This is a genomic window from Caulobacter sp. FG7 (assembly GCF_057808875.1).
The window spans coordinates 1-24442 of sequence record NZ_JBMDIW010000046.1 but is presented as its reverse complement, the minus strand read 5'-3'; the positions used below and the strand labels follow the sequence as shown (position 1 = coordinate 24442).

Annotated in this window: 18 protein-coding genes and 1 pseudogene; 12 read left to right on the top strand and 7 right to left on the bottom strand. The window is 69.3% G+C overall.

Features of this window, described 5'->3' with window-relative positions; all coding sequences use genetic code 11:
• Positions 1–286 (bottom strand): annotated as a pseudogene (locus ACODR1_RS23830) (thiol reductant ABC exporter subunit CydD); the annotation flags it as partial.
• 124 nt (positions 287–410) lie between these two features.
• Here ACODR1_RS23830 and ACODR1_RS23825 point away from each other — a divergent pair.
• The 4 genes from ACODR1_RS23825 (at position 411) to ACODR1_RS23810 (ending at position 3746) form a co-directional block, all read left to right on the top strand.
• Entirely contained in the window at positions 411–1979 is a 1569-nt protein-coding gene (locus ACODR1_RS23825; RefSeq protein ID WP_101718169.1) for a cytochrome ubiquinol oxidase subunit I, read from the top strand.
• A 13-nt stretch (positions 1980–1992) separates the two neighbouring features.
• Positions 1993–3135 carry a cytochrome d ubiquinol oxidase subunit II gene (cydB, locus tag ACODR1_RS23820; protein ID WP_488882650.1) on the top strand — a complete coding sequence of 381 codons (1143 nt, stop codon included), beginning with the start codon at positions 1993–1995 and terminating at the stop codon, positions 3133–3135.
• Positions 3136–3151: 16 nt separating this feature from the next.
• Positions 3152–3271: a cytochrome bd-I oxidase subunit CydX gene (gene cydX / locus ACODR1_RS23815; protein ID WP_058347708.1), complete on the top strand. Its 120-nt coding sequence runs from the start codon at positions 3152–3154 to the stop codon at positions 3269–3271.
• 115 nt (positions 3272–3386) lie between these two features.
• Entirely contained in the window at positions 3387–3746 is a 360-nt protein-coding gene (locus tag ACODR1_RS23810) for a hypothetical protein (protein WP_488882649.1), read from the top strand.
• On the opposite strand, the gene ACODR1_RS23805 is transcribed toward ACODR1_RS23810, so the two are convergent.
• The 4 genes from ACODR1_RS23805 to putA form a co-directional block, all read right to left on the bottom strand.
• On the bottom strand, positions 3743–5074 hold the full coding sequence (locus ACODR1_RS23805) for a glycoside hydrolase 5 family protein (RefSeq protein WP_488882648.1): 1332 nt from the start codon (positions 5072–5074) through the stop codon (positions 3743–3745). The genes ACODR1_RS23810 and ACODR1_RS23805 overlap by 4 nt on opposite strands.
• A gap of 85 nt (positions 5075–5159) precedes the next feature.
• Entirely contained in the window at positions 5160–6548 is a 1389-nt protein-coding gene (locus ACODR1_RS23800; RefSeq protein WP_488882647.1) for an alpha/beta hydrolase family protein, read from the bottom strand.
• A gap of 220 nt (positions 6549–6768) precedes the next feature.
• On the bottom strand, positions 6769–6978 hold the full coding sequence (locus ACODR1_RS23795; protein WP_488882646.1) for a hypothetical protein: 210 nt from the start codon (positions 6976–6978) through the stop codon (positions 6769–6771).
• Between the two features lie 102 nt (positions 6979–7080).
• A complete protein-coding gene (gene putA, locus ACODR1_RS23790; RefSeq protein ID WP_488882645.1) occupies positions 7081–10170 on the bottom strand; it encodes a bifunctional proline dehydrogenase/L-glutamate gamma-semialdehyde dehydrogenase PutA in 3090 nt (1029 codons plus the stop codon).
• Positions 10171–10615: 445 nt separating this feature from the next.
• Between putA and ACODR1_RS23785 the strand changes: the two genes are divergently transcribed.
• From ACODR1_RS23785 to ACODR1_RS23775, 3 genes are read left to right on the top strand one after another with little or no spacing between them, the layout of a single operon-like run.
• Positions 10616–11077, top strand: a complete 462-nt coding sequence (locus ACODR1_RS23785) for an Lrp/AsnC ligand binding domain-containing protein (protein ID WP_488882644.1) — start codon at positions 10616–10618, stop codon at positions 11075–11077.
• A 45-nt stretch (positions 11078–11122) separates the two neighbouring features.
• Positions 11123–11668, top strand: coding sequence for a helix-turn-helix domain-containing protein (locus ACODR1_RS23780; RefSeq protein WP_488882643.1), 546 nt, complete (start codon positions 11123–11125; stop codon positions 11666–11668).
• A 60-nt stretch (positions 11669–11728) separates the two neighbouring features.
• Positions 11729–12892, top strand: a complete 1164-nt coding sequence (locus ACODR1_RS23775) for an MFS transporter (RefSeq protein ID WP_488882642.1) — start codon at positions 11729–11731, stop codon at positions 12890–12892.
• A 66-nt stretch (positions 12893–12958) separates the two neighbouring features.
• Here the strand turns inward: ACODR1_RS23775 and ACODR1_RS23770 are convergent, their stop codons facing one another.
• Positions 12959–14758, bottom strand: a complete 1800-nt coding sequence (locus tag ACODR1_RS23770) for an IlvD/Edd family dehydratase (RefSeq protein WP_488882641.1) — start codon at positions 14756–14758, stop codon at positions 12959–12961.
• Between the two features lie 449 nt (positions 14759–15207).
• On the opposite strand from ACODR1_RS23770, the gene ACODR1_RS23765 reads away from it, so the two are divergent.
• The 4 genes from ACODR1_RS23765 (at position 15208) to ACODR1_RS23750 (ending at position 22156) form a co-directional block, all read left to right on the top strand.
• The gene (locus ACODR1_RS23765; RefSeq protein WP_488882652.1) at positions 15208–16128 is read left to right on the top strand and encodes a Gfo/Idh/MocA family protein; all 921 of its coding nucleotides are present in this window, start codon (positions 15208–15210) and stop codon (positions 16126–16128) included.
• Between the two features lie 111 nt (positions 16129–16239).
• Positions 16240–17760 (top strand): aldehyde dehydrogenase (NADP(+)), encoded by a 1521-nt coding sequence (locus ACODR1_RS23760; protein ID WP_488882640.1) that lies wholly within the window; start codon positions 16240–16242, stop codon positions 17758–17760.
• A gap of 422 nt (positions 17761–18182) precedes the next feature.
• Positions 18183–21422: an autotransporter outer membrane beta-barrel domain-containing protein gene (locus ACODR1_RS23755; protein ID WP_488882639.1), complete on the top strand. Its 3240-nt coding sequence runs from the start codon at positions 18183–18185 to the stop codon at positions 21420–21422.
• An 8-nt stretch (positions 21423–21430) separates the two neighbouring features.
• The gene (locus tag ACODR1_RS23750; protein WP_488882638.1) at positions 21431–22156 is read left to right on the top strand and encodes a response regulator; all 726 of its coding nucleotides are present in this window, start codon (positions 21431–21433) and stop codon (positions 22154–22156) included.
• 151 nt (positions 22157–22307) lie between these two features.
• Here ACODR1_RS23750 and ACODR1_RS23745 read toward each other — a convergent pair whose 3' ends face one another.
• Entirely contained in the window at positions 22308–22814 is a 507-nt protein-coding gene (locus ACODR1_RS23745) for a hypothetical protein (protein WP_488882637.1), read from the bottom strand.
• 172 nt (positions 22815–22986) lie between these two features.
• Between ACODR1_RS23745 and ACODR1_RS23740 the strand changes: the two genes are divergently transcribed.
• Entirely contained in the window at positions 22987–24279 is a 1293-nt protein-coding gene (locus ACODR1_RS23740; protein ID WP_488882651.1) for a M20/M25/M40 family metallo-hydrolase, read from the top strand.
• Positions 24280–24442 lie beyond the last annotated feature (163 nt).

Sequence of the window (24442 nt, the reverse complement as noted above, 5' to 3'; positions counted from 1 at the left end):
GGGCGGCCGCCTGCGCGCCGGCGCGGGTCGCCCTGGCCGCCAGGAAGCCGCGCGCCAGGGCCGAGACCAGGGCCAGCGCCAGGAAGGGCAGGGCTTCAGCCAGGCTGCGGGTCAGGGCGTCGATCCCGAAGGCCAGGCCGGCGGCGAAGCCGGCCGCCCCGGCCACGTCGGCCAGCCGCCAGGCGGCAGCGGCGCGGCTGAACGCGGAGGTTGTCCTGTTCAAGCTTCGCAGCCACGGGCGCGCGAGCGTGAGGATATCGGTCTCGACGGGGGTCCGAACGGTCATGGCCAGGCTTTAGCGCTCCATCGTGCAAAGGCCTTGATCCGCATCAAAGACCCCTATCGGAAACACGCCTAAGGCGAGATGCTCGTGCGGCGCGACCGATCGCCGTCCGACACCGGAGCTACGCATGGATCCCGCCGTCGTCGATTTATCCCGCCTGCAGTTCGCCCTCACGGCCCTGTACCACTTCCTCTTCGTGCCCCTGACGCTGGGGCTGTCCTTCATGTTGTTCATCATGGAGGCGGTCTACGTCATGACCAAGCGCCCGATCTGGCGCACGGTCACCAAGTTCTGGGGCGCGCTGTTCGGCATCAACTTCGTCCTGGGCGTGGCCACGGGCCTCACCATGGAATTCCAGTTCGGCATGAACTGGTCGTACTACTCGCACTATGTGGGCGACATCTTCGGCGCCCCGCTGGCCATCGAGGGCCTGATGGCCTTCTTCCTGGAAGCCACCTTCGTGGGCCTGATGTTCTTCGGCTGGGACAAGCTGAAGCCGGTGACCCACCTCCTGGTCACCTTCCTGGTGGCGCTGGGCACCAACCTGTCGGCCCTGTGGATCCTGGTCGCCAACGGCTGGATGCAGAACCCGGTGGGCGCGGCCTTCAATCCCGACACGATGCGGATGGAGGTGACCGACTTCAAGGCGGTGATCTTCAACCCGGTGGCCCAGGCCAAGTTCGTGCACACCGTCAGCGCCGGCTACACCATCGCCGCGGTCTTCGTGCTGGGCGTTTCGGCCTTCTACCTGCTCAAGGGCCGGTGGACGGGCGTGGCCAAGCGCTCGATGACCGTCGCTGCCGCCTTCGGTCTCGCGTCCGCCCTGTCGGTCGTCGTCCTGGGCGACGAGAGCGGCTACGCCCTCACCGACAACCAGAAGATGAAGCTGGCGGCCCTGGAAGCCATGTGGGAGACCGAGCCCGCGCCGGCCGGCCTGACCGCCATCGGCATCCCCAGCCTGGCCGATCGCAAGACCCACGCCGAGATCAAGATCCCCTACGTGCTGGGCCTGATCGCCACCCGCAGCGTCGACAAGCCGGTCGAAGGCATCTTCGAACTGGTGGCCACGGCCGAGGATCGCATCGAGCGCGGCGTCGTCGCCTATGACGCGCTGGAGAAGCTGAAGGCCAATCCGCAGGACCTGGCCGCCCGGGGCGTCTTCGAGGCCAACCGCCGCGACCTGGGCTACGCCCTGCTGCTCAAGCGCCACGTCGAGGACCCGCGCACGGCCTCCAAGGAGCTGATCGCCAAGACCGCCTGGGACACCGTGCCCAACGTACCGGTGATGTTCTGGGCCTTCCGCATCATGGCCGGCACTGGCCTCCTGATGATCGCTCTCTTCGCCACCGCCTTCGTGCTGGTCACCCTGCGCAGGCACGAGACCAAGTGGTTCCTGCGCCTGGCGGTGCTGGCCATCCCGCTGCCCTGGATCGCCACGGAGCTGGGCTGGGTGCTGGCCGAGGTCGGGCGTCAGCCCTGGGCCGTGGAAGGGGTCCTGCCCACCTTCCTGGCGCCCTCCAGCCTCAGCGTTCCCCAACTGATCGCCAGCATCGTCGGCTTCACCCTGCTCTACGGCGCCCTGGCGGTGGTCGAGGTCGGGCTGATCTTGAAGACCATCAAGAAGGGTCCGTTCGCCGAACAGGACGCCTTCCCCCCGGAATCCGGCGCGCCCGTCGTCGCCGAAGCCGTCGCCTAAAGGAGACCGCTAGATGGAACTCCCCCTCGACTACCCGACCCTCCGCCTGATCTGGTGGGGCCTTCTGGGCGTGCTGCTGATCGGCTTCGCCCTGACCGACGGCTTCGACATGGGCGTCGGCGCCCTCTTGCCCTTCATCGGCCGTAACGACGACGAGCGCCGCACGGTTATCAACACCGTCGGCGCCACCTGGGAAGGCAACCAGGTGTGGTTCATCACCGGCGGGGCGGCGATCTTCGCGGCCTGGCCGATGGTCTATGGCGCCAGCTTCTCGGGCTTCTACCTGGCCATGTTCCTGGTGCTGTCGGCGATGATCATGAGGCCCGTCGCCTTCAAGTACCGGTCCAAGAGGCCCGACGCCAAGTGGCGCTCGTTCTGGGACTGGTCGCTGTTCGTCGGCAGCTTCGTGCCGGCCCTGGTGTTCGGCGTCGCCGTCGGCAACGTGCTGCAGGGCGTGCCGGTCCACCTCGACAGCGACCTGCGCAGCACCTACCACGGCCACTTCTTCGAACTGTTCACGCCCTTCACCCTGGTCTGCGGCCTGCTGTCGACCGCGATGCTGGTGCTGCACGGCTCGGCCTGGCTGGCGGTGAAGGCCGAGAAGGGGCCGATCGTCGACCGCGCCCGCAAGTTCGGCCTGGTCGCCGGGATCGCCAGCATCGTGCTGTTCGCCCTGGGCGGCCTGCTGGCCATGCGCCTTGGCTTCCGGGTCGAGGGCCTGGTCGATCCGGCCGGTCCGTCCAACCCGCTGCGGGCCACGGTGGTCGCCGCGCCGGGCGCCTGGTTCGACAACTTCGGCCGCTATCCGTGGATGACCATCGCGCCCGTGCTGGGCTTCGTCGGCGCGGCCTTCGCGGCCTTCGGCCTGTGGAAGCGTCAGGAAGGCCTGGCCTTCGGCGGCTCCTCGGCCTCGGCCGCCGGCATCATCGCCACCAGCGGCCTGTCGATGTTCCCGTTCATCCTGCCCAGCACGGTCGACGCCCATTCCAGCTTCCTGGTGTGGAACGCCTCGTCCAGCCACACGACCCTGTTCATCATGCTGGTCGTGGTGGTGGTGCTGATGCCGGTGGTGCTGGCCTACACGGCCTTCGTCTACCGGGTGCTGTGGGGCCGCACGAGCAGCGCCGCCCTGAAGACCGACCCTGCCCTCTACTGAGAAAGGACCCTGGATCATGTGGTACTTCACCTGGGTTCTCGGCCTCGGCCTGGCCCTCGCCTTCGGCGTCCTCAACGGCGTCTGGTACGAGTTCAACCTCACCGACGAAGGCGATACGGGTCTTTCCGAGCCCTGATCTCGCCGACCGCGTGAACGCGCTGACCGCCGTCCCGGCTCCGGGGCGGCGGTTTTGCGTTGCGTGGTTGCGGCTGTCGCAAACGGCGCCGCCAGATCGTCCTCCAGGAGGACTCATGGTGAACAGGCGCAAGCTGATGCTCAGCCACGAGGGCGTGAGGATCTATCACAGCTGGAAAGGCGGCCGGGCGCTGACCTGGTGGTACGCCCTGGCGCCCGACCATGACGCCGAGGGCGGCGGGCGCGACTTCGACATCCGCAGGCTGCCCGAGGCCTATCTGAGCGGTCTCGACCTCGACATGGCCCGCGTGGCCGACGCCGCGCAGACCCTCAAGGCCTACGAGCGCATGCTCGACGTCCACCGCGAGGTGCTGCGCCGGGCGATCGACGCCCGCCACGACTTCGAAGCCAGCGTCGCGCGCGACCACCGCAAGGGCGGCGCCTGGGCCTGGCTGCGGCGGGTTATGGCGCGCTAGATCGTCTTCACCGCCTTGGCGTGGTCGCGGATGATGGCCAGGGTCGAGGCGTCGGCGTCGAACACGCCGAACAGGCCCTGCTCCTCCTGCGGGGGATCGCCGACGTAAGAGCGGTCGCCCTTCTTGAACCAGGCGTCGGCGTGCTGCGCGCGGCCCTCGCCGTTCCAGGCCCAGAAGTTGACGCCCGCCGTCGGGCCGCCGGCCTTCATGTCGGCCTCCACCTCGTCGAACACCATCCTGTAGAAACGGTCGCGGAAGGTGACCGGCGAGCCGGGCGCGAAGCCGCGGCCGTCGCGGATCAGGCCGAACTCCTCGATGGTCAGCGGTTTGCCCATCGACTTGGCCAGGGCGATGTGGCGGCGGATGTAGTCGCGCGAGCGGGCCGCGCCGGCCTCATAGGTCGAGGGCTGGTCGGTCATCGAGATCCAGCTCCAGTTGTTGGGCCAGACGTGCAGGGTCAGGTAGTCGATGGCCGGGGTCTTGTGGCTCTCTACCACGCAGGCCTCGCTGCCGAGGCACCCCATGTCGCCCTCGCTGCCGCTGGAAACGAGGTGGTTGGCGTCGATCGACTTGATGAAGCGCGCCGTGCCGTCGATCCAGGCGTCGTAGGCGGGGCGGTTGGCCTTGCCGAATTCCTCGCTGCCGGCCGGGCGCGGCTCGTTGGCCAGCTGCCAGGCCATGATCGTGGGATCGTCGCGATAGGGCTTGCCGGTGACGGTGCTGGTGCGGCCGACCAGGGTCTTCACATAGTGGCGGAAGAGGGCGTTGGCCTTTTCGTCGGCATAGAAGCGGGCCGAGTAGTCGGCGAAGGCGGGCCAGGGGTGGGCCGGGTCGCCCTGCTGGAACCAGGTCCCGTTGCCGGTCCAGTTCAGATAGGCCGGCATGCCGCCCGACCAGTCCCAGAAGTTGTTGACGTAGATGACGGCCTTCATGCCGCGCTTGCCCATCTCGGCCAGCAGCACGTCCAGGCCCGTCAGCAGGGTCTGGTCGTAGTCCTCGCCCGGGCCGCGGAAGGTGGGATCCATGGCCACCTTGGCCGGCGAGCGCTCGCCCGCGCCCAGGACGCGCAGGTTGGTGACGCCCAGCGATTGCAGCTTGTCGAGTTCACGGGCCAGGCGCGCATGGTCGCCGAAGGCGGCCGGGGCCCCCAGCCAGGCGCCGTACCAGAGGTTGGCGCCGACGAAGCGATAGGGCTTGCCGTCGAGGCTCAGGCGGCCGTCCTCGACCTTCACGAAGCCCTTCCGCGCCGCGGCCAGGGTCGGAAGGGCGGCCAGGCCCGTCGTCAGGCCGGCCGCGCCGGCGGCCAGGATCGCACGTCGCGAAAGCATTCCCGGTGTCTCCCCACTTGTGATTTGCGGGGACGTTAGCGGAGCCTGGCGGGCGCGGTCCAGCGATTAAATAAAATTGATGAAGTTAATCGGCGTGCTTGTGGGCGGGCTTGGCGGCGTGGGCCACGGTCCAGTCGACAATGGCGTTCACGGCCGACGGGGCCAGGGTCTCCTCGATCTCGGCGTATTCGGACGGCGCGCCGGTCTTGGCCGTCTGGAACAGGTGGTTCAGGCCCGGCAGAGGCAGGATGGTCACGTCCCTGTTGCCGGCCAGGGCGGCCTTGATGGCCGGCAGGTTCTCGGCGGCCGAGACCTGCACGTCCTTCTCGCCGTTGACGGCCAGGACCGGCGCCTTGACCTGCTGCAGGTAGCCGGCCGGATCGAGGCTGAGGAAGGTCTTGAACCACGGGGTGGCGAAGCGTCCGAACCCGGCCTCGGCCGCTTCGGGCGGCATGCCCTGCTCGGCCAGCAGCGAGGCCAGGCGAGGCTTGAGCTTGGCGGTGTCCGGCTCGGCGACGACCATGTCGCTGACCTTGGCGATCAGCTTGACCTGCTGGTCGATCATCGCCGGCGGGGCGCCGCCGGCCAGGGCGATGTCGCGGCTCTGGCTCTGCATCACCTTGGCCCCCGGCAGGCCGGTGCCGGCCATCAGCACCACGAAGGCGATCTTGGGGTCCTTGGCCGCGGCGATCGGGGCGATCAGCCCGCCTTCGCTGTGGCCGATCAGGCCTATGCGGGCCGGATCGACGTCCTTGCGGCCGCGCAGGAAGGCCACGCCCGCCTCCACGTCGGTGGCGAAGTCCAGGCTGGTGGCGGCCTTCAGTTCGCCGCGCTCCGAGCCGCCGGCGCCGCGGTCGTCGACCCGCAGCACCGCCACGCCCTTGCGGGTCAAGGCGTCGGCCAGCACCAGGAAGGGCTTGTGCTCGAACAGGGTCTCGTCGCGGTCCTGCACGCCCGAGCCGGTGATCAAAACGGCGACGGGGTAGGGGCCTTCGCCCGGCGGCAGGGTCAGCGTCCCCGCCAGTTTCAGGCCCGAGGCCGGATTGACGTACGACACCTCCTCGGCGCGGTAGGGGAACGGCGGCTTGGGCGTCTGCGGGCGATTGGCCGGGGTCACCGCCGGCGGCGTACGGCTCATGGCCAGCGGCAGGCTGGCGCCGCCTTGCAGCCACTGGCCGGCCAGGCTCTTGCCGTCGGCCGACAGCTGTCCTTCGAAGCTGGCCGGCGGATAGATCAGGGTCAGGCGCGCCTTGCCGTCGGCGAGGCTGGCCGTGGCCTTCAGGCCCATGGCGCCCTGGGCGGGACTGTCGACCTTCGCGGTTCCGTCGGCCTGGACGTGGAACACCAGCGGCAGCTTGGTCGGTCCCACCTGCAAGGTCCCGTACCACTCGCCGACGAGCGGCTCGACCTGGGCGGCGGCGATGGCGGGCGCCAGCAGCGCGGCGGCGATCACGGCGGACGGCAGGAAACGCATGGCTCGAAGCTCCCCGGGAAACTGCACCGGAGATTGTGCATGTCGGCGGGCGGCCGTCTACCGCTGCTCCAGGCCGTGCCAGATCCGGGTGATGGTCACGTGCTGGCCTTTTGACTTGAACGAGAAACTCAGGGGCCAATCAACATTCAGGGTCTTTCGCCATTTCTAACCGAGCATCCCCGCGAAGGCGGGGATGCTCGGTTTGGGGATGGATGAATGTCTAGCCACGCCAGCGATCGGTCGAACGATGACGCGCGAGCAGGCGATCGCGCACGACTGCCCAAGGTATGGCTTCCTCGTCACCGGCCTCGACGGCGTCGGCGATTGCCTCGTCTATGGCGGGGTCGGGATCGATCTCTTTGAAGGGCGAAGCGGCGATGTCGCGATCGATCAGCGACATCACATAGTCGACGAGCGACATGTCGAGCATGGCCGCCAGGGGGCGAGCCGGAAGGCGCGTTCTTCGTCAATATGGATGTCGAAGCCGTCGGCCATGGGCGAAGGGTCTCGCCCATGGCCGGAGAGGTCAAGATCAGAGATTCAGCAGCGCCGGGTCGCCGCCCTGGGCGGTGATGTTGACGCTGAGCGCGCGCTCGACGGCGAAGCGCAGCAGGGCGTGGGGGCCGCCGGCCTTGGGGCCGGTGCCCGACAGGCCCTCGCCGCCGAACGGCTGCACGCCGACCACCGCGCCGGTCATGGTGCGGTTGATGTAGGCGTTGCCGGCCGGAACCAGGCGCACCACCTCGTCGGCGAAGGCCTGGATGCGCGAGTGCACGCCCAGGGTCAGGCCGTAGCGACGGGCCGCCAGGGCGCCGGCCACCTGCTCGAGATCCTCGGGTTTGTAGCGGACCACGTGCAGGATCGGGCCGAACACCTCGCGCTCGAGGAAGTCGGCGGCCGGGATCTCGGCCAGCACCGGACCGAAGAACGTGCCGCCAGCCGGGGCCTCCAGCGCGTGCAGCACCTTGGCCTCGTGCTTGAGGCGGGCCAGATGCTTTTCGAGCGCGTCCTTGGCGTCGGCGTCGATCACCGGGCCGACGTCGGTCGAGGCGTCGGCCGGGTCGGCGACGACCAGGGCGTCCATCGCGCCCTTCAGGCCCTCGATGATGTGCTCGGCGGTGTCGGTCGGCAGGAACAGCAGGCGCAGGGCCGAGCAGCGCTGGCCGGCCGAGCCGAAGGCGCTGACGATGACGTCGTCGATCACCTGTTCGCGCTGCGCCGTCGTGTCGACGAACATGCCGTTGAGGCCGCCGGTCTCGGCGATGAACGGCACGATCGGGCCCTGGCGCTGGGCGAGGGTCTGGTTGATCCGCCAGGCGGTGTCGGTGCCGCCGGTGAAGGCGACGCCGTCCAGGCCCTCGTGGGCGGTCAGGGCCGCGCCGACGGTCTCGCCGCGGCCGGGCAGCAGGGCCAGCAGGCGCGGGTCGAGGCCGGCGGCGTGGTAGAGCTTCACCGCCTCGTAGGCGATGATCGGCGTCTGCTCGGCCGGCTTGGCGACCACGGCGTTGCCGGCGGCGAGGGCCGCGGCGATCTGGCCGGTGAAGATGGCCAGCGGGAAGTTCCAGGGGCTGATGCAGACGAAGACGCCGCGACCGGCCAGGCCCAGGGTGTTGGTCTCGCCGACCGGACCTTTAAGCACCTCGGGCTCGCCGAACTGCTTTTCGGCCAGAACGGCGTAGTAGCGGCAGAAATCGACGGCCTCACGCACCTCGGCGATGCCGTCCGACAGGGTCTTGCCGGCCTCGCGCGACAGGATGGCGATCAGGCGCTCGGTATTGGCTTCCAGGGCGTCGCCCATGGCGCGTAGCACCTTGGCGCGGGCCGGGCCGCCGGCCTGGTCCCAGGCCGGTTGGGCGGCGCGGGCCAGCTTGAAGGCCTTGTCGATCTGCGGCAGCTGGGCTTCCGACACCGCGCCGACCACGCGGCCGGCGTCTACGGGCGAGACCACCGGCAGCGGCGGGCCGCCGGCTTCCATCTTGCCGCCGACCAGCGGGCCCGACTGCAGCGGCGCGGCGTCCAGCACCGTCACCGCGGCCGACAGGCGGAAGCGGTCGGCGCGGGTCGACAGGTCCAGGCCCGCGCTGTTCTTGCGGCCTTCGCCATAGACGTCGATGGGCGTGGGGATCTTGGCGTGGCGGTCGGGATGGGCCTCGACCACGTCGATCGGGTCGGTGACCACCTTCTCGACCGGCACCCGCTCGTCGAGCAGGGCGTGGACGAAGCTGGTGTTGGCGCCGTTCTCGAGCAGGCGGCGGACCAGGTAGGGCAGCAGGTCCTCGTGCCCGCCGACGGGGGCGTAGGCGCGCAGGGTGATGCCGTCATAGAGGTCGTCGGCGGCCTTGTAGAGCGCCTCGCCCATGCCGTGCAGGCGCTGGTGCTCGATGCGGACGCCAGCGTTCTTGGCCATGCGCACCACGGCCGCCAGGGTGTGGGCGTTGTGGGTGGCGAACTGGGCGTAGAGGTGCGGCGCGGCCCCGATCAGGGCCTTGGCGTTGACCAGGTACGACAGGTCGGTGGCGGGCTTGGTGGTGTAGACCGGATAGTCCGGGCGGCCGGCCACCTGGGCGCGCTTGATCTCGCTGTCCCAGTAGGCGCCCTTGACCAGGCGCACCATCAGGCGGCGGCCGGTCTCTTCCGACAGCGCCTTCAGGCGGGCGATCACCTCGCCGCAGCGCTTCTGGTAGGCCTGCACGGCCAGGCCCAGGCCCTTCCATTCGCCCAAGGCCGGCTCGCGACACAGCTTGTCGAGCAGCTTCAGCGACAGCGCCAGGCGATCGGCCTCTTCGGCGTCGATGGTGAAGTTGATGTCGTACTTGGCGGCGATCAGGGCCAGGCGCAGGGTGCGGGGATAGAGCTCCTCCCACACGCGGTCTTCGTGCGTGGCTTCGTAGCGCGGGCACAGGGCCGACAGCTTCACCGACACGCCGTGACCGGCCTCGGGGCCGGCCTTGTTCGACAGTTTGCCGACCGTCTCGATGGCGTCGGCGTAGGACTTCTCGTAGCGGGCCGCGTCGGCGGCGGTGCGGGCGCCTTCGCCCAGCATGTCGAACGAACACATGGTGTCTTCGCTGGCGGCGCGCTTGATGGCCGCCTCGATGGTGCGGCCCAGCACGAACTGCTCGCCCATGATGCGGATGGCCTGGCCGACGGCGGCGCGGATCACCGGCTCGCCCAGGCGGCCGGCGATCTTCTTGATGAAGCCAGGCAGGTCCTTCTTGGCCTCGTCGTCGGGCTCGACGATCTTGCCGGTCAGCATCAGGCCCCAGGTCGAGGCGTTGACGAACAGGCTGTCGCTGCCGCCCAAGTGCGACGCCCAGTCGGCCGAGCCGATCTTCTCGGCGATCAGGCGGTCGCGGGTCTCGTCATCGGGGGTGCGCAGCAGGGCTTCGGCCAGGCACATCAGGGCCAGGCCCTCGCGGGTGCCCAGGCTGAATTCCTGCAGGAAGCTTTCGACCACGCCTTGCTTGCGAACGGACCGGCGAGCGCCGCGCACCAGGGCCTCGGCCTCGGCGCGGACGGCGGCGCGATCCTCGCTGGACAGGGCTCCCGCGGCCAGCAGGTCGGCGATCACCGCCTTCTCGTCACGGTACTTGCCGTCGTCCAGGGAGTCCCAATCGGCCATGATGCGCCTCGCTAATGATTTATCGTCGGATTAGCCTGGGTCTGATCGAAGGTGCTTCGTTTGTTGGCTCTGGCTTCCGTATCCTGTTCGGCGTAAACGTCGAAAAACGCTGTCTGCTCCAGGCATGCAAAAAGCCCCGCGACAGGGCGTCGCGGCGCGCGTGGGCGTTAAGCCCGGGACGACAGCTTAGGAGTGGAAGGGGAGCACTGGAAGGGACGCGTCTCGGGGGGACTCGCGCGTCCCTTCCGCTCGTCGCCGACGCTGGGGGATGCGTGGCGAGCTTTCCCGCCGAGCGGGAGATCCTTGGCGAAGCGCGCCGACTGGGGGATGCGGCGTGGGGGAAGCTTCGCTAGGACGATTGAGGGTGTAGTCCTCTTCGTGCCGAAGGTGCTTTGTTTGTTATCGCTATTATCAGAACAATCTTCGCTGAAAGTGACGAAAATCCATGTCCGCTCTAGATGACACCGACCGCCGGCTCCTGCGCGTGCTGCAGGCCGACGGCCGGGTCACCAACGCCGAGCTGGCCAAGCGCTGTAACCTCTCGCCGGCCGCCACCTTCGACCGGGTGCGGCGCCTGCGCGAGCGCGGCTTCATCACCGGCTACGCGGCGTTGCTGGATCCGGCGAAGGTCGATCGCGCCCTGCTGATCTTCGTCGAGGTGGTGCTGGACCGCACGACCGGCGAGGTGTTCGACGACTTCGCCGCCGCCATCCGGCGCGCGCCGGAGGTGCTGGAGTGCCACATGGTGGCCGGCGGCTTCGACTACCTGATCAAGGCCCGTGTGCGCGACATGGACGCCTATCGCAGCTTCCTGGGCGACATCCTGGTGAAGATGCCGGGCGTGCGCGAGACGCGGACCTATGCGGTGCTGGAAGAGGTCAAGAGCACGGTGCAGCTGCCGCTCTGAAGCGCCGGCTCCCCATGCTCGCCCATTCCCGCTAAACTGACGCCCATGATCCACGACTTGCCCATCGGACTGGCTCTGCGGCGCTTTCGGCGGCTGAACGCCGTCAAGCAGGGCGCCGTCGCCGAGCTGCTGGCCGTGTCGCAGGGCACGGTGTCGCGCTGGGAGAGCGGCGAGCACGAGCCCGACGAGGCTCATCGCGAGCGGATCACGGCCCTGATCGCCGCCCAGGCGGGCGAGAGCAGCGACGCGGCGATCCGGCGGCTGGTCGAGACCTCGTCCCAGGCCGTGCACCTGGTCTGCGACGCCACCCACCAGCTCCTGGCGGTGTCGCCGGCGCGGCTGGCCTCATGGCGGATCGACGCGTCCGACTATCTTGGCGTGTCGCTGTGGCGCTTCGCCAGCCCTGAGATCGCCCGGGCCCAGGGCGAACTGGCGCAGACGGGCTGGTTTGAGCGTCCCTACCAGCGGCTGCGCTTCGAGACCGGTCCCAACGACAGCCCAGACGTGCCCGTCGCGCCAGGCCTGACCGAGTGGGAGACCATCCCGCTCGCCGACGGCCGGGTGGGCCGCCTGACCACCACCATCGACTGACGCGCCCCCACGCATAAGTTTTTCGTGTCGCGCGAGGGCGCATCGGTCTAGGGCGGCGCCATGCTGCGTTCCTGGTCCAACATCATCGCCCTGTGGCTCATCGGCGTGCTGGCCGCCGCCCAGCTTCCCAAGATCGCCGTGCTGGTTCCGGTGCTGCGCCAGGAGCTTGGCCTGTCGCTGGCCCAGGCGGGCCTGCTGGTGTCGCTGCTGGAGATCGGTGGGGCCAGCCTGGGCATCGTCGCGGGCCTGGTCCTGGGACGGTTCGGCGGTCGCCGCTTCATGACGATCGGCCTGGTCGGCCTGCTGGCCGCCAGCCTGGTCGAGGCCTTCGCCCCCAATGTCGCGGTGTTGTTCGCCGCCCGGGCGCTGGAGGGCGTGACCTATCTGCTGGTGGTCATCGCCGCCCCGACCATGATCGCCGCCGTCGCTTCGGACAAGGCGCGAGGACCGGCCCTGGCGCTGTGGAGCACCTTCGTCGCCGTGGGGGTGGCGGTCGGCAGCGGCGTCACGGGCTTCGCCATGGCGCTCAGCGGGCCGCGCGGGGCCATGCTGGTGTGGGCGGTGCTGTGCGCGCTGGGCCTGCTGGTGGCCCTGCGCCAGCCCAAGGGGCTGTCGGACGGCGCCCGCATCGCGCTGCCGCCGCCGGCCGCCTGGGTTCTGACGCTCGGCTTTGGCCTCTACACCGTCTTCATCTGCGCCCTGACCATGCTGCTGCCCAGCTTCCTGATCGAGAAGGCCGGCGCGGGCGTCGCCGGCGCCAGCATCGCCACCGGCCTCGTCTCGCTGGCGGCCCTGCCGGGCTCGGCCATCGCCATCCGCCTGCTGCACGCCGCGCCGCTGGACCGGCGACGCATGACGCGGGTGGTGGTCCCGGCGCTGCTGGCCACGGCGGTGGTCGCGCCCTTCGTCTTCCTGTCGGCCAAGGCCCTGCTGGTGGCCGGCGTCGCCTTCATGGTGGTGCTGCTCAGCGGCATCGCCTCGCCCCTGGTCTTCGCCCGTCTGCCGGCCCTGGCCGGCGGGACCGACGGCCCGCGCATCGCCGCCGCCAATGGCCTGCTGACCCAGTTCGGGGCCGGCGGAGCGCTGATCGGCCCGCCGCTGGGCGGCCTGGTCGTCGGCCGGTTCGGCTGGGAGGCCCTGGGACCGCTGATCGCGATCCTGGCCGTGGCGATGCTGGCGGCGATGCTGGCGGCCGAGCGGATGGCGCGAAGGACAGCCGCATAGCTCAGAGCACGAAAAAGCCGCCTGGGTCGCCCCGGGCGGCTTCTTCGTTTCAGCGCTGGCGAAGCCTTAGTGGCTGTCGCGCGGCAGGCCCTTGGTCTGGGCGATGCGCTGGTACTTCACGGCCGGTTCCAGCACCGCGCCGGTCTCCATCTGGCCGACGATGGCGCGCTGGATCTCCTGCCACGGGGTCTGGCTTTCCGGGTACTTGTAGCCGCCGGCGGCTTCGAGGGCCTTGCGGCGCTCGGCCACTTCCTCGGGGCTGATCAGCACGTCGACGCGCGACTTGCGCAGGTCGAAGCGCACGCGGTCGCCGGTCTTCAGCAAAGCGAGGCCGCCGCCGACGGCGGCTTCCGGCGAGGCGTTGAGGATCGACGGCGAGCCCGAAGTGCCCGACTGGCGACCGTCGCCGATGCAGGGCAACTGCTTGATGCCGCGCTTGATGAGGTAGTCGGGGGCCCGCATGTTCACCACCTCGGCCGAGCCGGGGTAGCCGACGGGGCCGGCGCCCCGCATGAACATGATCGAGTTCTCGGTGATGCCGACCGACGGGTCGTCGATGCGGTGGTGGTAGTCCTCGGGGCCGTCGAACACCACGGCGTCGCCCACGAAGGCGTCCGGGTCTTCGGGGTTCGACAGGTAGCGGTCGCGGAACTCGCCCGAGATCACGCTGGTCTTCATGATCGCCGAGTTGAACAGGTTGCCGCGCATGACCACGAAGCCGGCGCGCTCGACCAGCGGGTTGTCGAAGGTGCGGATGACGTCGGCGTCCTCGATGGTCGCGTCGCGGCAGGCGTCGCCCATGGTCTGGCCCGAGACGGTCATGGCGTCTTCGTGAATCAGGCCCTGCTTGATCAGCTGGGCGGTGACGGCCGGAACGCCGCCGGCGTGGTAGTAGTCCTCGCCCAGGTACTTGCCGGCCGGCTGCAGGTTGACCAGCAGCGGCACGTCCTCGCCCTTCTCCTGCCAGTCGTCGACGGTCAGCTCGACGCCGATGTGGCGGGCCAGGGCGTTCAGGTGGATCGGGGCGTTGGTCGAGCCGCCGATGGCCGAGTTGACGACGATGGCGTTGAGGAAGGCTTCGCGGGTCAGGATGTCCGACGGCTTGAGGTCTTCCTTGACCATGTCGACGATGCGCAGGCCGGTCAGGTAGGAGTTTTCCTGGCGGTCGCGATACGGAGCCGGGATGGCGGCCGAGCCGGTGAGCGACATGCCCAGGGCTTCGGTCAGCGAATTCATCGTCGTGGCCGTGCCCATGGTGTTGCAGAAGCCGGTCGACGGGGCCGACGAAGCCACCAGCTTGATGAAGCCGGCGTTGTCGATCTCGCCGGCGGCCAGCATCTCGCGGGCCTTCCAGACGATGGTGCCCGAACCGGTGCGCTCGCCCTTGTACCAGCCGTTCAGCATCGGGCCGACCGACAGGGCGATGGCCGGGATGTTCACGGTGGCGGCGGCCATCAGGCAGGCCGGGGTGGTCTTGTCGCAGCCGATGGTCAGCACGACGCCGTCGATCGGGTAGCCGTACAGGGTCTCGACCAGGCCGAGATAGGAGAGGTTGCGGTCCAGGCCCGCGGTCGGGCGCTTGCCGGTTTCCTGGATCGGGTGGACCGGGAACTCGATGGCGATGCCGCCGGCGGTGCGGATGCCTTCACGCACGCGTTCGGCCAGCACCAGGTGGTGGCGGTTGCAGGGCGACAGGTCCGAACCGGTCTGGGCGATGCCGATGATCGGCTTGCCCGACTGCAGCTCTTCCAGCGTCAGGCCGTAGTTCAGATAGCGCTCGAGATAGAGCGCGGTCATGTCCACGTTGTCGGGATTGTCGAACCAGGCCCGCGAACGAAGGGTGCTGGGCGCGGACTTGGTGGTCATGTCGGTCCTGTTTTTCCTCGATCGATCCAACCGGATCGCCTCGCCGGGCGAGGTTTATACTATTTGTCTGACTATACCGGCGAGGGCGGAGCGTCAACGACCGCCATGGCGCGGAAACGTCACACGCCTTCAAGGTCTTGCGAGCCGATCGCAAGAGCCGAAAGGGCGTTCGAACGCCGATGATAGCGCTCACATTCTATCGTCGGTCGCCAGGCTGCGCCATCCACGACATTGTTCGTCCAGCGCGGAATATGTAGGACCATTACGCGTCGAGGTCGAGCGGACAAGCCGGTTCCTGCCAGCGCGAGTGGGGCGAGGTTCCTTGCGAGCGGCGTTATTGGCCCGTTTTCGCGGTCCTGTTTGACAGGGGCGGGGAGGGCGTTATTTGTCGGACTAATCTTACAGAGGTCGCGCGGCGCGGCCCGAGCCATCGTCAGGTGTCCGTCCAGATGACCATCCGCATCGCCATCGTCGGCCTGGGCAAGATCGCCCGCGACCAGCACCTGCCGGCCATCGAGAAGGACGGGCGTTTCGAACTGGCGGCCGTGGCCAGCCGCAGCGCCGGCGTCGACGGCGTTCCGCACTTCACCGACCTCTCCGAACTGCTGGCCTCGGACGTGCAGTTCGACGCGGTGGCTCTCTGCACCCCGCCGCAGGTGCGCCACACCATCGCCCGCCAGGCCATCGACGCCGGCAAGCACGTGATGCTGGAAAAGCCCCCGGGCGCGACGCTGAGCGAGGTCGAGGACCTGAAGGCCGCCGCCCAGGCCAAGGGCGTCACCCTGCAGACCACCTGGCATTCGCGCTACGCCACCGCCGTCGCCCCGGCTCAGACCTGGCTGTCGGGCAAGACCATCAAGTCGGTCCAGATCAACTGGAAGGAAGACGTGCGCGTATGGCACCCCGGCCAGACCTGGATCTGGCAGGCCGGCGGCCTGGGCGTCTTCGATCCGGGCATCAACGCCCTGTCGATCGCCACCGTCGTGCTGCCGGCCTTCTTCCTGGAGAAGGCGACGCTGCACGTGCCGGAGAACTGCCAGTCGCCGGTCGAGGCGCAGCTGACCTTCCGCACCGTGACCGGCGCGCCGGTCCAGGCCGATTTCGACTTCCTGCAGACCGGCGAGCAGAGCTGGGACATCATCATCGACACCGACGGCGGCGAGCTGAAGCTGTCACACGGCGGTTCGCGCCTGTGGGTCGACGGTGAACTGAAGCACGAAGGGCCGGACGAGGAGTATCCGGGCCTGTACGACGCCTTCGCCCGCCTGATCGCGGCCGGCGGCTCGGACGTCGACGTCAGCCCGCTGCGCCACGTCGCCGACGCCTTCCTGCTGGGCGAACGGGTTACGGCGCCGGCCTTCATCGAATAGCCCATACCCATGCAAAATAGGCATTGGTTGCGCTAACATTGGACTGACAACCGGACGCGGAACGGCCTATATGCGTGGCCATTCCCGTCCGCCACAACGCGAGCGTCCGTCATGACTGAACTCCGCAGCCTGAACCCCGCCACCGGCGAGCACTTCGGCGAGGTCTTCCCCGAACCGACCGCGGAGCAGATCGAGGCGGCGCTGGCCGCCGCGAACGCCGCCTTCGACATCTATCGCGAGACCGATCTCGAGACCCGCGCGGCCTTCCTCGAAGGCGTCGCCGCCGAGATCGAAGCCATCGGTGACGACCTGATCGTGCGCGCCATGGCCGAGACCGGCCTGCCGCGTCCGCGCCTCGAAGGCGAGCGTGGCCGCACGACCGGCCAGCTGCGCCTGTTCGCCAAGACCGTCCGCCAGGGCGACTTCCTGGGCGCGCGCATCGACCCGGCCCAGCCGGAGCGCAAGCCGCTGCCGCGCGCCGACCTGCGCCAGCGCTTCATCGGCCTTGGTCCGGTCGCCGTGTTCGGCGCCAGCAACTTCCCGCTGGCCTTCTCGACCGCCGGCGGCGACACCGCCGCGGCCCTGGCCGCCGGCTGCCCGGTCGTGTTCAAGGGCCACCCGGCCCACCCCGGCACCGCCGCACTGGTCGGCGCGGCCATCAGCAAGGCCGTCGAGAAGGCGGGCCTGCCGGCCGGCGTGTTCTCGCTGCTGACCGGCCAGACCCACGAACTGGGCGGCGCCCTGGTTCGTGACAGCCGCATCAAGGCCGTCGGCTTCACCGGCTCGCGCGCCGGCGGCGTCGCCTTGATGAAGATCGCCAACGCTCGTCCCGAGCCGATCCCGGTCTATGCCGAGATGAGCAGCGTCAACCCGGTGATCCTGTTCCCGCACGCCCTGGCCGCCCGCGCCGAGGCCCTGGGCGCGGCCTTCGTCGGCTCGCTGACGATGGGTTCGGGCCAGTTCTGCACCAACCCGGGCCTGATCTTCGCCCTGGCCGGTCCGGACTTCGATAAGTTCGTGGCCTCGGCCTCGGCCGCCCTGGCCGGCGCCCATCCGCAGGTCATGCTGACCCCGGGCATCTTCGGCGCCTACGAGCAGGGCGTCGAGAAGCTGGGTTCGCGCCCCGGCGTCACCGTGGCCGCCCGCGGCCTGGTCGGCGAAGGCTGCAACCAGGGCCAGGGCGCCCTGTTCGTGGTCGAGGCCGAGACCTTCGCCGCCGACCCGGCGCTGAGCCACGAAGTGTTCGGCTCGTCGTCGGTGATCGTCCGCTGCCCGGACGTCGCCACCCTGGCCGGCCTGCTGGAAGGCCTGGAAGGCCAGCTGACCGCCACCCTGCACCTCGACGCGGAAGACGCTGAGGCCGCCCGCGGCCTGCTGCCGATCCTCGAGCGCAAGGCCGGCCGCATCCTGGCCAACGGCTGGCCGACCGGCGTGGAAGTGGCTCCGGCCATGGTCCACGGCGGCCCGTTCCCGGCCACCTCGGACGGCCGCTCGACCTCGGTCGGCACCCGCGCCGTCGAGCGTTTCCTGCGTCCGGTCTGCTACCAGGACCTGCCCGACGTGCTGCTGCCGGCGGCGCTGAAGGAAGCCAACCCGCTGGGCGTCAAGCGCGCCATCGACGGCGTGCTGTAAGAAAGACCGATCCTTCGGGATCGACGAAGGGCGCGCGGGGGAAACCTCGCGCGCCTTTTCTTTGTCAGAACATCCGCTCGACCAGCAGCCAGACGCTGAAGGCGAAACACGAGGCGGGGATCAGCACCTTGCCCATGGCGGGGCTCCTTGGTCGATGGAGCCATCATCGCCGATCGCGGAATCGGCGGCTTGGACGCGGCCGCTCCGCCGTGAACATTCTTGCGACGACGTCGAAATCGTCGGTTTCGCCCATCGGGCGCAACACTTGGCGGGCGAGCCTGAACGCTGGCGACAACCTTCCGGCCGCTTTGAAACGGAAGTGTATCGGCGAGGCGCTCGCCGTAGCCGCGCGGAAATTTGCGAGACACGCCTGGGCCATGCAGGGCCCCTAAGCCTCGGAGGTTCCTTCAAGCGGGTCCTCCATGTCGCGTAAGCTTCTGATCCTCTCGGCCGCCGCCCTGCCGATGCTGCTGCACGCCGCCCAAGCGGCCGCCGAGACGGAAGTCACCAGCAGCAGCCGCACGACGGCGATCGCCACCTCGACGGCCGCCAGCGGCGCGGCCGACGACGTCAAGGTCACGACCGACGGGGTGATCACCTATGCGTCCGAAGGCGCGATCGCGACGGTCGACAGCAATAACACCCTGACCAACAACGGCACGCTCAAGAGCACCGACGTCTCCAACTCGACGGGCGTCCTGATCAACGGCGGCGTCACCTCGACGGTGACCAACGGCGGCACGATCAGCCTGACCGAGGACTATGACTACGTCGATAGCGACAGCGACGGCGACTATGACGGCCAGTTCGCGCTGGGGACCAACCGCTACGGCATTCGCCTGACCGGCTCGGGCGACTACACCGGCACGATCGAGAACACCGGCACGATCACCATCGAGGGCAACAGCTCGGTCGGGATCATGCTGGAATCGTCGGTGATCGGCGACATCCTCAATTCCGGCTCGATCTCGGTGACCGGCGACAACGGGTACGGCGTCCGCAACACCGCCAAGGTGACGGGCAACATCGTCAGCGACGGTTCGATCAGCGTGCTGGGCGCGGGCAGCGTCGGCCTGGCGGTTGACGGCGAGGTCGACGGCTCGGTCATCGTCCAGGGCACGATCACCGCCACCGGCTATCGCTACACCAGCCGCTACACCGATCCCGACGACGAGGCGCTGCTGGACGCCGACGACCTGCTGCAGGGCGGCTCGGCCATCAAGATCACCAGCAACGTCTCCAAGGGCCTGGTGCTGGACGCCCCGCCCGAGGACACCAACGACGACACCTCCGACGACGAGGACGGCGACGGCGTCACCGACAGCGACGAGGGCACGGCGGCCGTCTACGTCTATGGCGGCGCGCCGGCGATCCAGATCGGCTCCGACAGCCAGGCGATCACCCTCGGCTCGGCCGGGGAGGGGATCTACGACTACGGCCTCGTCATCCGCGGCTCGGTCGGCGCCTATGGCGTCCATGCGGGCGTGGCGGCCACCGGCGTGCAGATCGGCGGCGCGGCCGGCTACGAGACCCTGGTCACCAACGGCGTCAACCTGGAAGGCTCGATCTCGGCCAGCGCCTACGAGGCCGACGCCATGGGCCTGCACCTGACCTCGGGCGCGATCGCTTCGATCCTGAACAATAGCGGCGCGCTCAGCGGTGCGGTCGAGGCCGAGGGCAGCTCGAACGCCTACGCCCTGCTGATCGACGCCGGGGCGACCATGAACTCGGTCGTCAACAGCGGCAGCATCGTCGCCACCCTGTCTGGCGAGACCGGCAACGCCAACGCCATCGTCGACAATTCCGGCACGCTGACCAGCATCACCAACACCGGCACGATCGCCGCCTACGTGATCGCCACCGACGACGATTACGACACCGACGACAGCGACACCGACGCCACCAACGAGACGGTCACCGGCAAGGCGATCGCCATCAACCTCAAGGCCAACACGACCGGCGTCACCATCACCCAGACCGGCGTCAACGACGGCGACGACGGTGACGACGGGGTGGCCGACACCGATACCGACGGCGACGGGGTGGACGACGCCGACGAGCCCTCGATCGTGGGCCAGGTGCTGCTGGGCTCGGGCGACGACACCCTGAACCTGCTGAACGGCACGCTGTACGGCGACATGTCGTTCGGCGACGGCGCCGACACCCTGAACATCGACGGCACGGCCTATGCGATCGGCGGCCTCTACGACAGCGACGGCAAGCTCTCGATCAACATCGGCAACGGCGGCCTGCTGATCACCAACACCGACACCATCAAGGCCACCAGCCTGAACCTGGGCTCGGACAGCACCCTGGTGTTCACAGTCGATCCCAACGCCGGGACCTCGACCCAGCTGGTGGTCGACACCGCCACCATCGCCAGCGGCGCCAATCTGGGCCTCGTCTTCAACAATCTGCTGACCGACGCCAGCACCTTCAAGGTGATCTCGGCCGGGACGCTGACCGCCGGCGAGATCGACCAGGACCTGCTGGGCGACGCTCCCTACCTCTACGTCGCCCAGGCCCGCACCCAGGACAACGACGTCCTGATCGACGTGCGCCGCCGCACGGCCGCCGAGGCCGGCATGACCACGGGCCAGACGGCGGCCTATGACGCCACCTTCGCCGCGCTCAGCGCCGACGACGACATCGCCAGCGCCTTCCTCAGCCAGTCGACCAGCGACGGCTTCTACAATCTCTACAACCAGATGCTGCCCAGCACCGGCGAGGGGATGTTCACCACCCTGCAGGCGGTGCAGCAGCAGATCTCGGCCTCGACCGCCTACCGCCCGGACGGCCAGGACCGCTACGGCCCCGACAGCGTCTGGGTGCAGGAGATCAACAGCCTGGTGCGCATCGAGGACGGCGAGAACCTGGGCTCGGACACCAAGGCCACGGGCCTGGTCGCCGGCTACGAGGCCATGGGCGACGCCGGCGGCGCCCTGGGCGTGACCCTGGCCTTCGCCAGCCTCGAGGAGAAGGACACCGCCGCCAAGGTCGGCGAGGAGACGACCGCCTCGCTGTTCCAGGCCGGGACCTACTGGCGCCGGTCGATCGGCGGCTGGCGCTTCAACCTGGGCGGCGGCCTGGGCTACATCCGCTTCAACGGCGACCGCAGCTTCATCAGCGAGGACGTCGATGGCGACGACGAAGCCGACGTCGCGATCACCAATACCGCCTCGTGGAACGGCTTCACCGCCAACGCCTTCGCCGGCGTCGGCTACGAGCACAAGTTCGGCCGCAACTACATCCGCCCCGAGGCGCGCCTCGACTACGTCTATCTGTGGGAAGGCGAGCGCAAGGAGCACGGCGGCGGCGAGGGCTTCGACCAGACGGTGGCCTCGCGCAAGTTCGACAACCTGTCGGGCGACATCGGCGTCGCCTTCGGCCGCGAGTTCGGCAAGGAGGTCTGGGTCCGTCCCGAGGTCCGCGTCGGCTATCGCAAGACCCTGGCCGGCAAGTACGCCGACACGACCGCCTGGTACTCCGGCGGCACGCCGTTCACGATCCTCGGCAACGCCGCCCGCACCGACGCAGTGACGCTGAACCTCGCCCTGCGCGCCGGCTCGGACCTTTCCTATTTCGCCCTGGAGGGCGGGGCCGAGGCCTCGCGTCGCCAGACCCGTTATTCGGCCCGGCTCGTCGGCCGGGCGATGTTCTGAGAACGCCCGTGAGACCCCGCCTGCTCATCGTCGACCCCGACGTCGACTCCCGCGCCGCCATCACCGCCCTGCTGGGCCGGTTCGACCTGGAAGTGCTCGAGGCCGCTTCGGCCCGCGAGATGGACCAGATCCTGGGTCGCACCCAGATCGAGCTGGTCGTCATGGACATCCTGCTGCCCGACGAGGCCGGCCTGTCGGTCTGCGCCCGGCTGCGCCGCCTGAACCCCGCGCCGGGGGTGGTGGTGGTCAGCGCCGTCGACGACGAGAGCGACGTGGTGGTCGGCCTGGAAATGGGCGTCGACGACTATATCGCCAAGCCGTTCCGGCCGCGCGAGACCGCCGCCCGCATCCGCGCCGCCGTGCGCAGGCGCCAGGCCTGGCGTGCGCCCGAGCCGGTGAACGCCCCGCCGGTCTACCAGTTCAGCGGCTGGCGCCTGAACGTGGCCACCCACGAGCTGTTCGACCCGCGCGGCGACTCGGTGAACCTGTCCTCGGCCGAGTTCCTGGTGCTGTGGACCCTGGTGGCCAAGCCCCAGCAGATCCTGACCCGCGACCAGCTGCAGCAGGGGCCGCCCGAGGCCCGCAGCAAGGCGCCGCCGCAGCAGATCAACGTCACCATCAGCCGCCTGCGCAGCAAGCTGCGCCGCGCCGAGGGCGGGGCCCAGATGGTGCGGACCGTGCGCCACGCGGGCTACATGTTCGCGCCGCGGGTGGATCGGGTGCACGCGGATTAGATCGAAGATCCTCCCCCTGAAGGGGGAGGTGGCCCGGAGGGCCGGAGGGGGAAGTTTCTGCTGGGTTCGAGGCGGCGGCTGGCACACAGGCCACGTCCCCCTCCGTCGGCTTCGCCGACACCTCCCCCTTCAGGGGGAGGATCTGTCCGCCCTACTTCTTCCTGACAAACACCAGGCTCTGGTCCGGCGGGCCGGGCTTTCCGTCGATGTCCTGCTCGACCAGGATGGTGTCGGGGGCGGTGACGCCGACGCGCATGCTCTGGCGGCGGCCGGTCTGGCCGTGGGTCATGACCGCCACGCTGGACGGGCCGGTGCGCTCGACGCTGAGGGTCACGAAGTTGAAGTTGACCACGGCCCGGGTGGGCGAACCGTCCAGGGCCGCGTCGGCGAACTGGATGGCGGCCACGCCCTCGTCGTCCTCCTCGACCAGCGTCCAGGCGATGGCCCTGCCGTCGTCCTTGGTGATGTCGAGCTCCCCGCTGATCGGCGCGGCCCCGGTCAGGGCCTCGTTGAAGCGCGAGCGCGACAGGTCCAGCGTCCACTTGCCGGCCACGCCCAGCGGCCCGGTGGCGGGCGCGGAGGGCTGAGCCAGGGCGGGGGCGGCGGCCAGCAGCAGGCCAAGGCCCGCGAGCGCGGCGGCGGCTTTGAGATGGGCCATGGCGTGGGTTCCGGACGGGTTGGCTTACGAAGGGTCAATGTCGGGTCGCGAGCAGCGTTCGTCCAGAGGCGGCCGCCAGATCATTTGGGGATTGCCAAGGCGGCCACGGCCCCGCTCTGGTCGGGGCCACCTGGAATCGGAGCCTTCGCCCATGCGCCGTCTGTCGCGTTCGATGCTGTTCGCCGCCTCGCTGTTCGCGGCCGGCGCCCTCTACGGCCCCGAGGCCGACGCCGCCGAGAAGGCCGACACCTCGGTCAAGGCCGTGCAGAAGATCGTCGGCGGCCCGGGCTTCAAGGCCGCGGTCAAGCAGCTGGACGCCGACTACGACCGCACCGTCGCCGACATCGTCACCCTGACCGAGATCCCCGCGCCGCCGTTCAAGGAGGAGCAGCGCGCCAAGGCCTATCTGGACATGCTCAAGGCCGTTGGCCTCACCGACGTCGAGATGGACGCCGAGGGCAACGTCATGGGCGTGCGGGCCGGGACGGCCACCAAGGGCAAGGGCCCGTTCGTGGTCATCGCCGCCCACCTCGACACCGTCTTCCCCGAAGGCACCGAGGTGAAGGTCAAGCGCGAGGGGACCAAGCTGTCGGCCCCCGGCATCGGCGACGACACCCGCTCGCTGGCCGTGCTGCTGGCCTATGTGCGGGCCATGGACGCGGCCAAGATCAAGACCAAGTCCGACATCCTGTTCGTCGGCAATGTGGGCGAGGAGGGGCCGGGCGACCTGCGCGGGGTCAAGCACCTCTTCACCAAGGGCAAGTATCAGGGCCGGATCAGCGCCTTCTTCTCGATGGACGGCTCGGATCCGTCGCGCATCGTCGACCGGGGCGTGGGCTCCAAGCGCTACCGCGTCACCTTCAAGGGTCCGGGCGGCCACAGCTACGGCGCGTTCGGCGTGGTCAATCCGATGACGGCCATGGCCCAGTCTGTGGTCGACCTCTATGCGGTCAAGCCGCCGGCCGATCCCAAGACCACCTATTCTGCCAGCGTGGTGGGCGGCGGCACCTCGGTGAACTCGATCCCCAACCAGATCTTCCTGGAGTTCGACATGCGCTCGGAAAGCGCCGCCGAACTCGCCAAGCTGGACCAGACCTTCATCGGCATCCTCGACAAGGCGGTGGCCGGCGAGAACGCCGCCCGCTCGACCAAGCCGGGGGCAGTCTCCTACGACGCCAAGGTGATCGGCGAGCGCCCGGCAGGCGGCACCGATCCCAAGGCGACGATCGTCACGGCGACGGCGGCGGCGATCTCGGCCCTGGGCTTCACGCCCGAGCACGAGGCCTCGTCGACCGACGCCAACCTGCCCATGAGCCTGGGCGTCCCGGCCATCACCATCGGCGCCGGCGGCAAGGGCGGCCGCGCCCACGCCCTGGACGAATGGATCGACATCGAGAAGGCCCCGACGCTGAAGGGCATGCAGGTCGGGCTCGCTGCGCTCTTGGCCGTGGCCGGGGTGGAGTAGTCGAACCTCCCCCTGTGGGGGAGGCGATCGCGGGAGCGATCGGTGGGGGGAGCTGGTGATGACATTCCGGCGCAGCGAAAGCTGAGAACGGCCCCCCTCCGGCCCTTCGTCCAAGATGCTCCCCCTGAAGGGGGAGCTGTCGCGAAGCGACTGAGGGGGTAGG

Excerpts from the sequence above, each read along its gene's own strand:
- ACODR1_RS23825 (WP_101718169.1), top strand. The coding sequence starts at position 411 with ATGGATCCCGCCGTCGTCGATTTATCCCGCCTGCAGTTCGCCCTCACG.
- cydB (WP_488882650.1), top strand. The coding sequence starts at position 1,993 with ATGGAACTCCCCCTCGACTACCCGACCCTCCGCCTGATCTGGTGGGGC.
- cydX (WP_058347708.1), top strand. The coding sequence starts at position 3,152 with ATGTGGTACTTCACCTGGGTTCTCGGCCTCGGCCTGGCCCTCGCCTTC.
- ACODR1_RS23810 (WP_488882649.1), top strand. The coding sequence starts at position 3,387 with ATGGTGAACAGGCGCAAGCTGATGCTCAGCCACGAGGGCGTGAGGATC.
- ACODR1_RS23805 (WP_488882648.1), bottom strand. The coding sequence starts at position 5,074 with ATGCTTTCGCGACGTGCGATCCTGGCCGCCGGCGCGGCCGGCCTGACG.
- ACODR1_RS23800 (WP_488882647.1), bottom strand. The coding sequence starts at position 6,548 with ATGCGTTTCCTGCCGTCCGCCGTGATCGCCGCCGCGCTGCTGGCGCCC.
- ACODR1_RS23795 (WP_488882646.1), bottom strand. The coding sequence starts at position 6,978 with ATGCTCGACATGTCGCTCGTCGACTATGTGATGTCGCTGATCGATCGC.
- putA (WP_488882645.1), bottom strand. The coding sequence starts at position 10,170 with ATGGCCGATTGGGACTCCCTGGACGACGGCAAGTACCGTGACGAGAAG.
- ACODR1_RS23785 (WP_488882644.1), top strand. The coding sequence starts at position 10,616 with ATGTCCGCTCTAGATGACACCGACCGCCGGCTCCTGCGCGTGCTGCAG.
- ACODR1_RS23780 (WP_488882643.1), top strand. The coding sequence starts at position 11,123 with ATGATCCACGACTTGCCCATCGGACTGGCTCTGCGGCGCTTTCGGCGG.
- ACODR1_RS23775 (WP_488882642.1), top strand. The coding sequence starts at position 11,729 with ATGCTGCGTTCCTGGTCCAACATCATCGCCCTGTGGCTCATCGGCGTG.
- ACODR1_RS23770 (WP_488882641.1), bottom strand. The coding sequence starts at position 14,758 with ATGACCACCAAGTCCGCGCCCAGCACCCTTCGTTCGCGGGCCTGGTTC.
- ACODR1_RS23765 (WP_488882652.1), top strand. The coding sequence starts at position 15,208 with ATGACCATCCGCATCGCCATCGTCGGCCTGGGCAAGATCGCCCGCGAC.
- ACODR1_RS23760 (WP_488882640.1), top strand. The coding sequence starts at position 16,240 with ATGACTGAACTCCGCAGCCTGAACCCCGCCACCGGCGAGCACTTCGGC.
- ACODR1_RS23755 (WP_488882639.1), top strand. The coding sequence starts at position 18,183 with ATGTCGCGTAAGCTTCTGATCCTCTCGGCCGCCGCCCTGCCGATGCTG.
- ACODR1_RS23745 (WP_488882637.1), bottom strand. The coding sequence starts at position 22,814 with ATGGCCCATCTCAAAGCCGCCGCCGCGCTCGCGGGCCTTGGCCTGCTG.
- ACODR1_RS23740 (WP_488882651.1), top strand. The coding sequence starts at position 22,987 with ATGCTGTTCGCCGCCTCGCTGTTCGCGGCCGGCGCCCTCTACGGCCCC.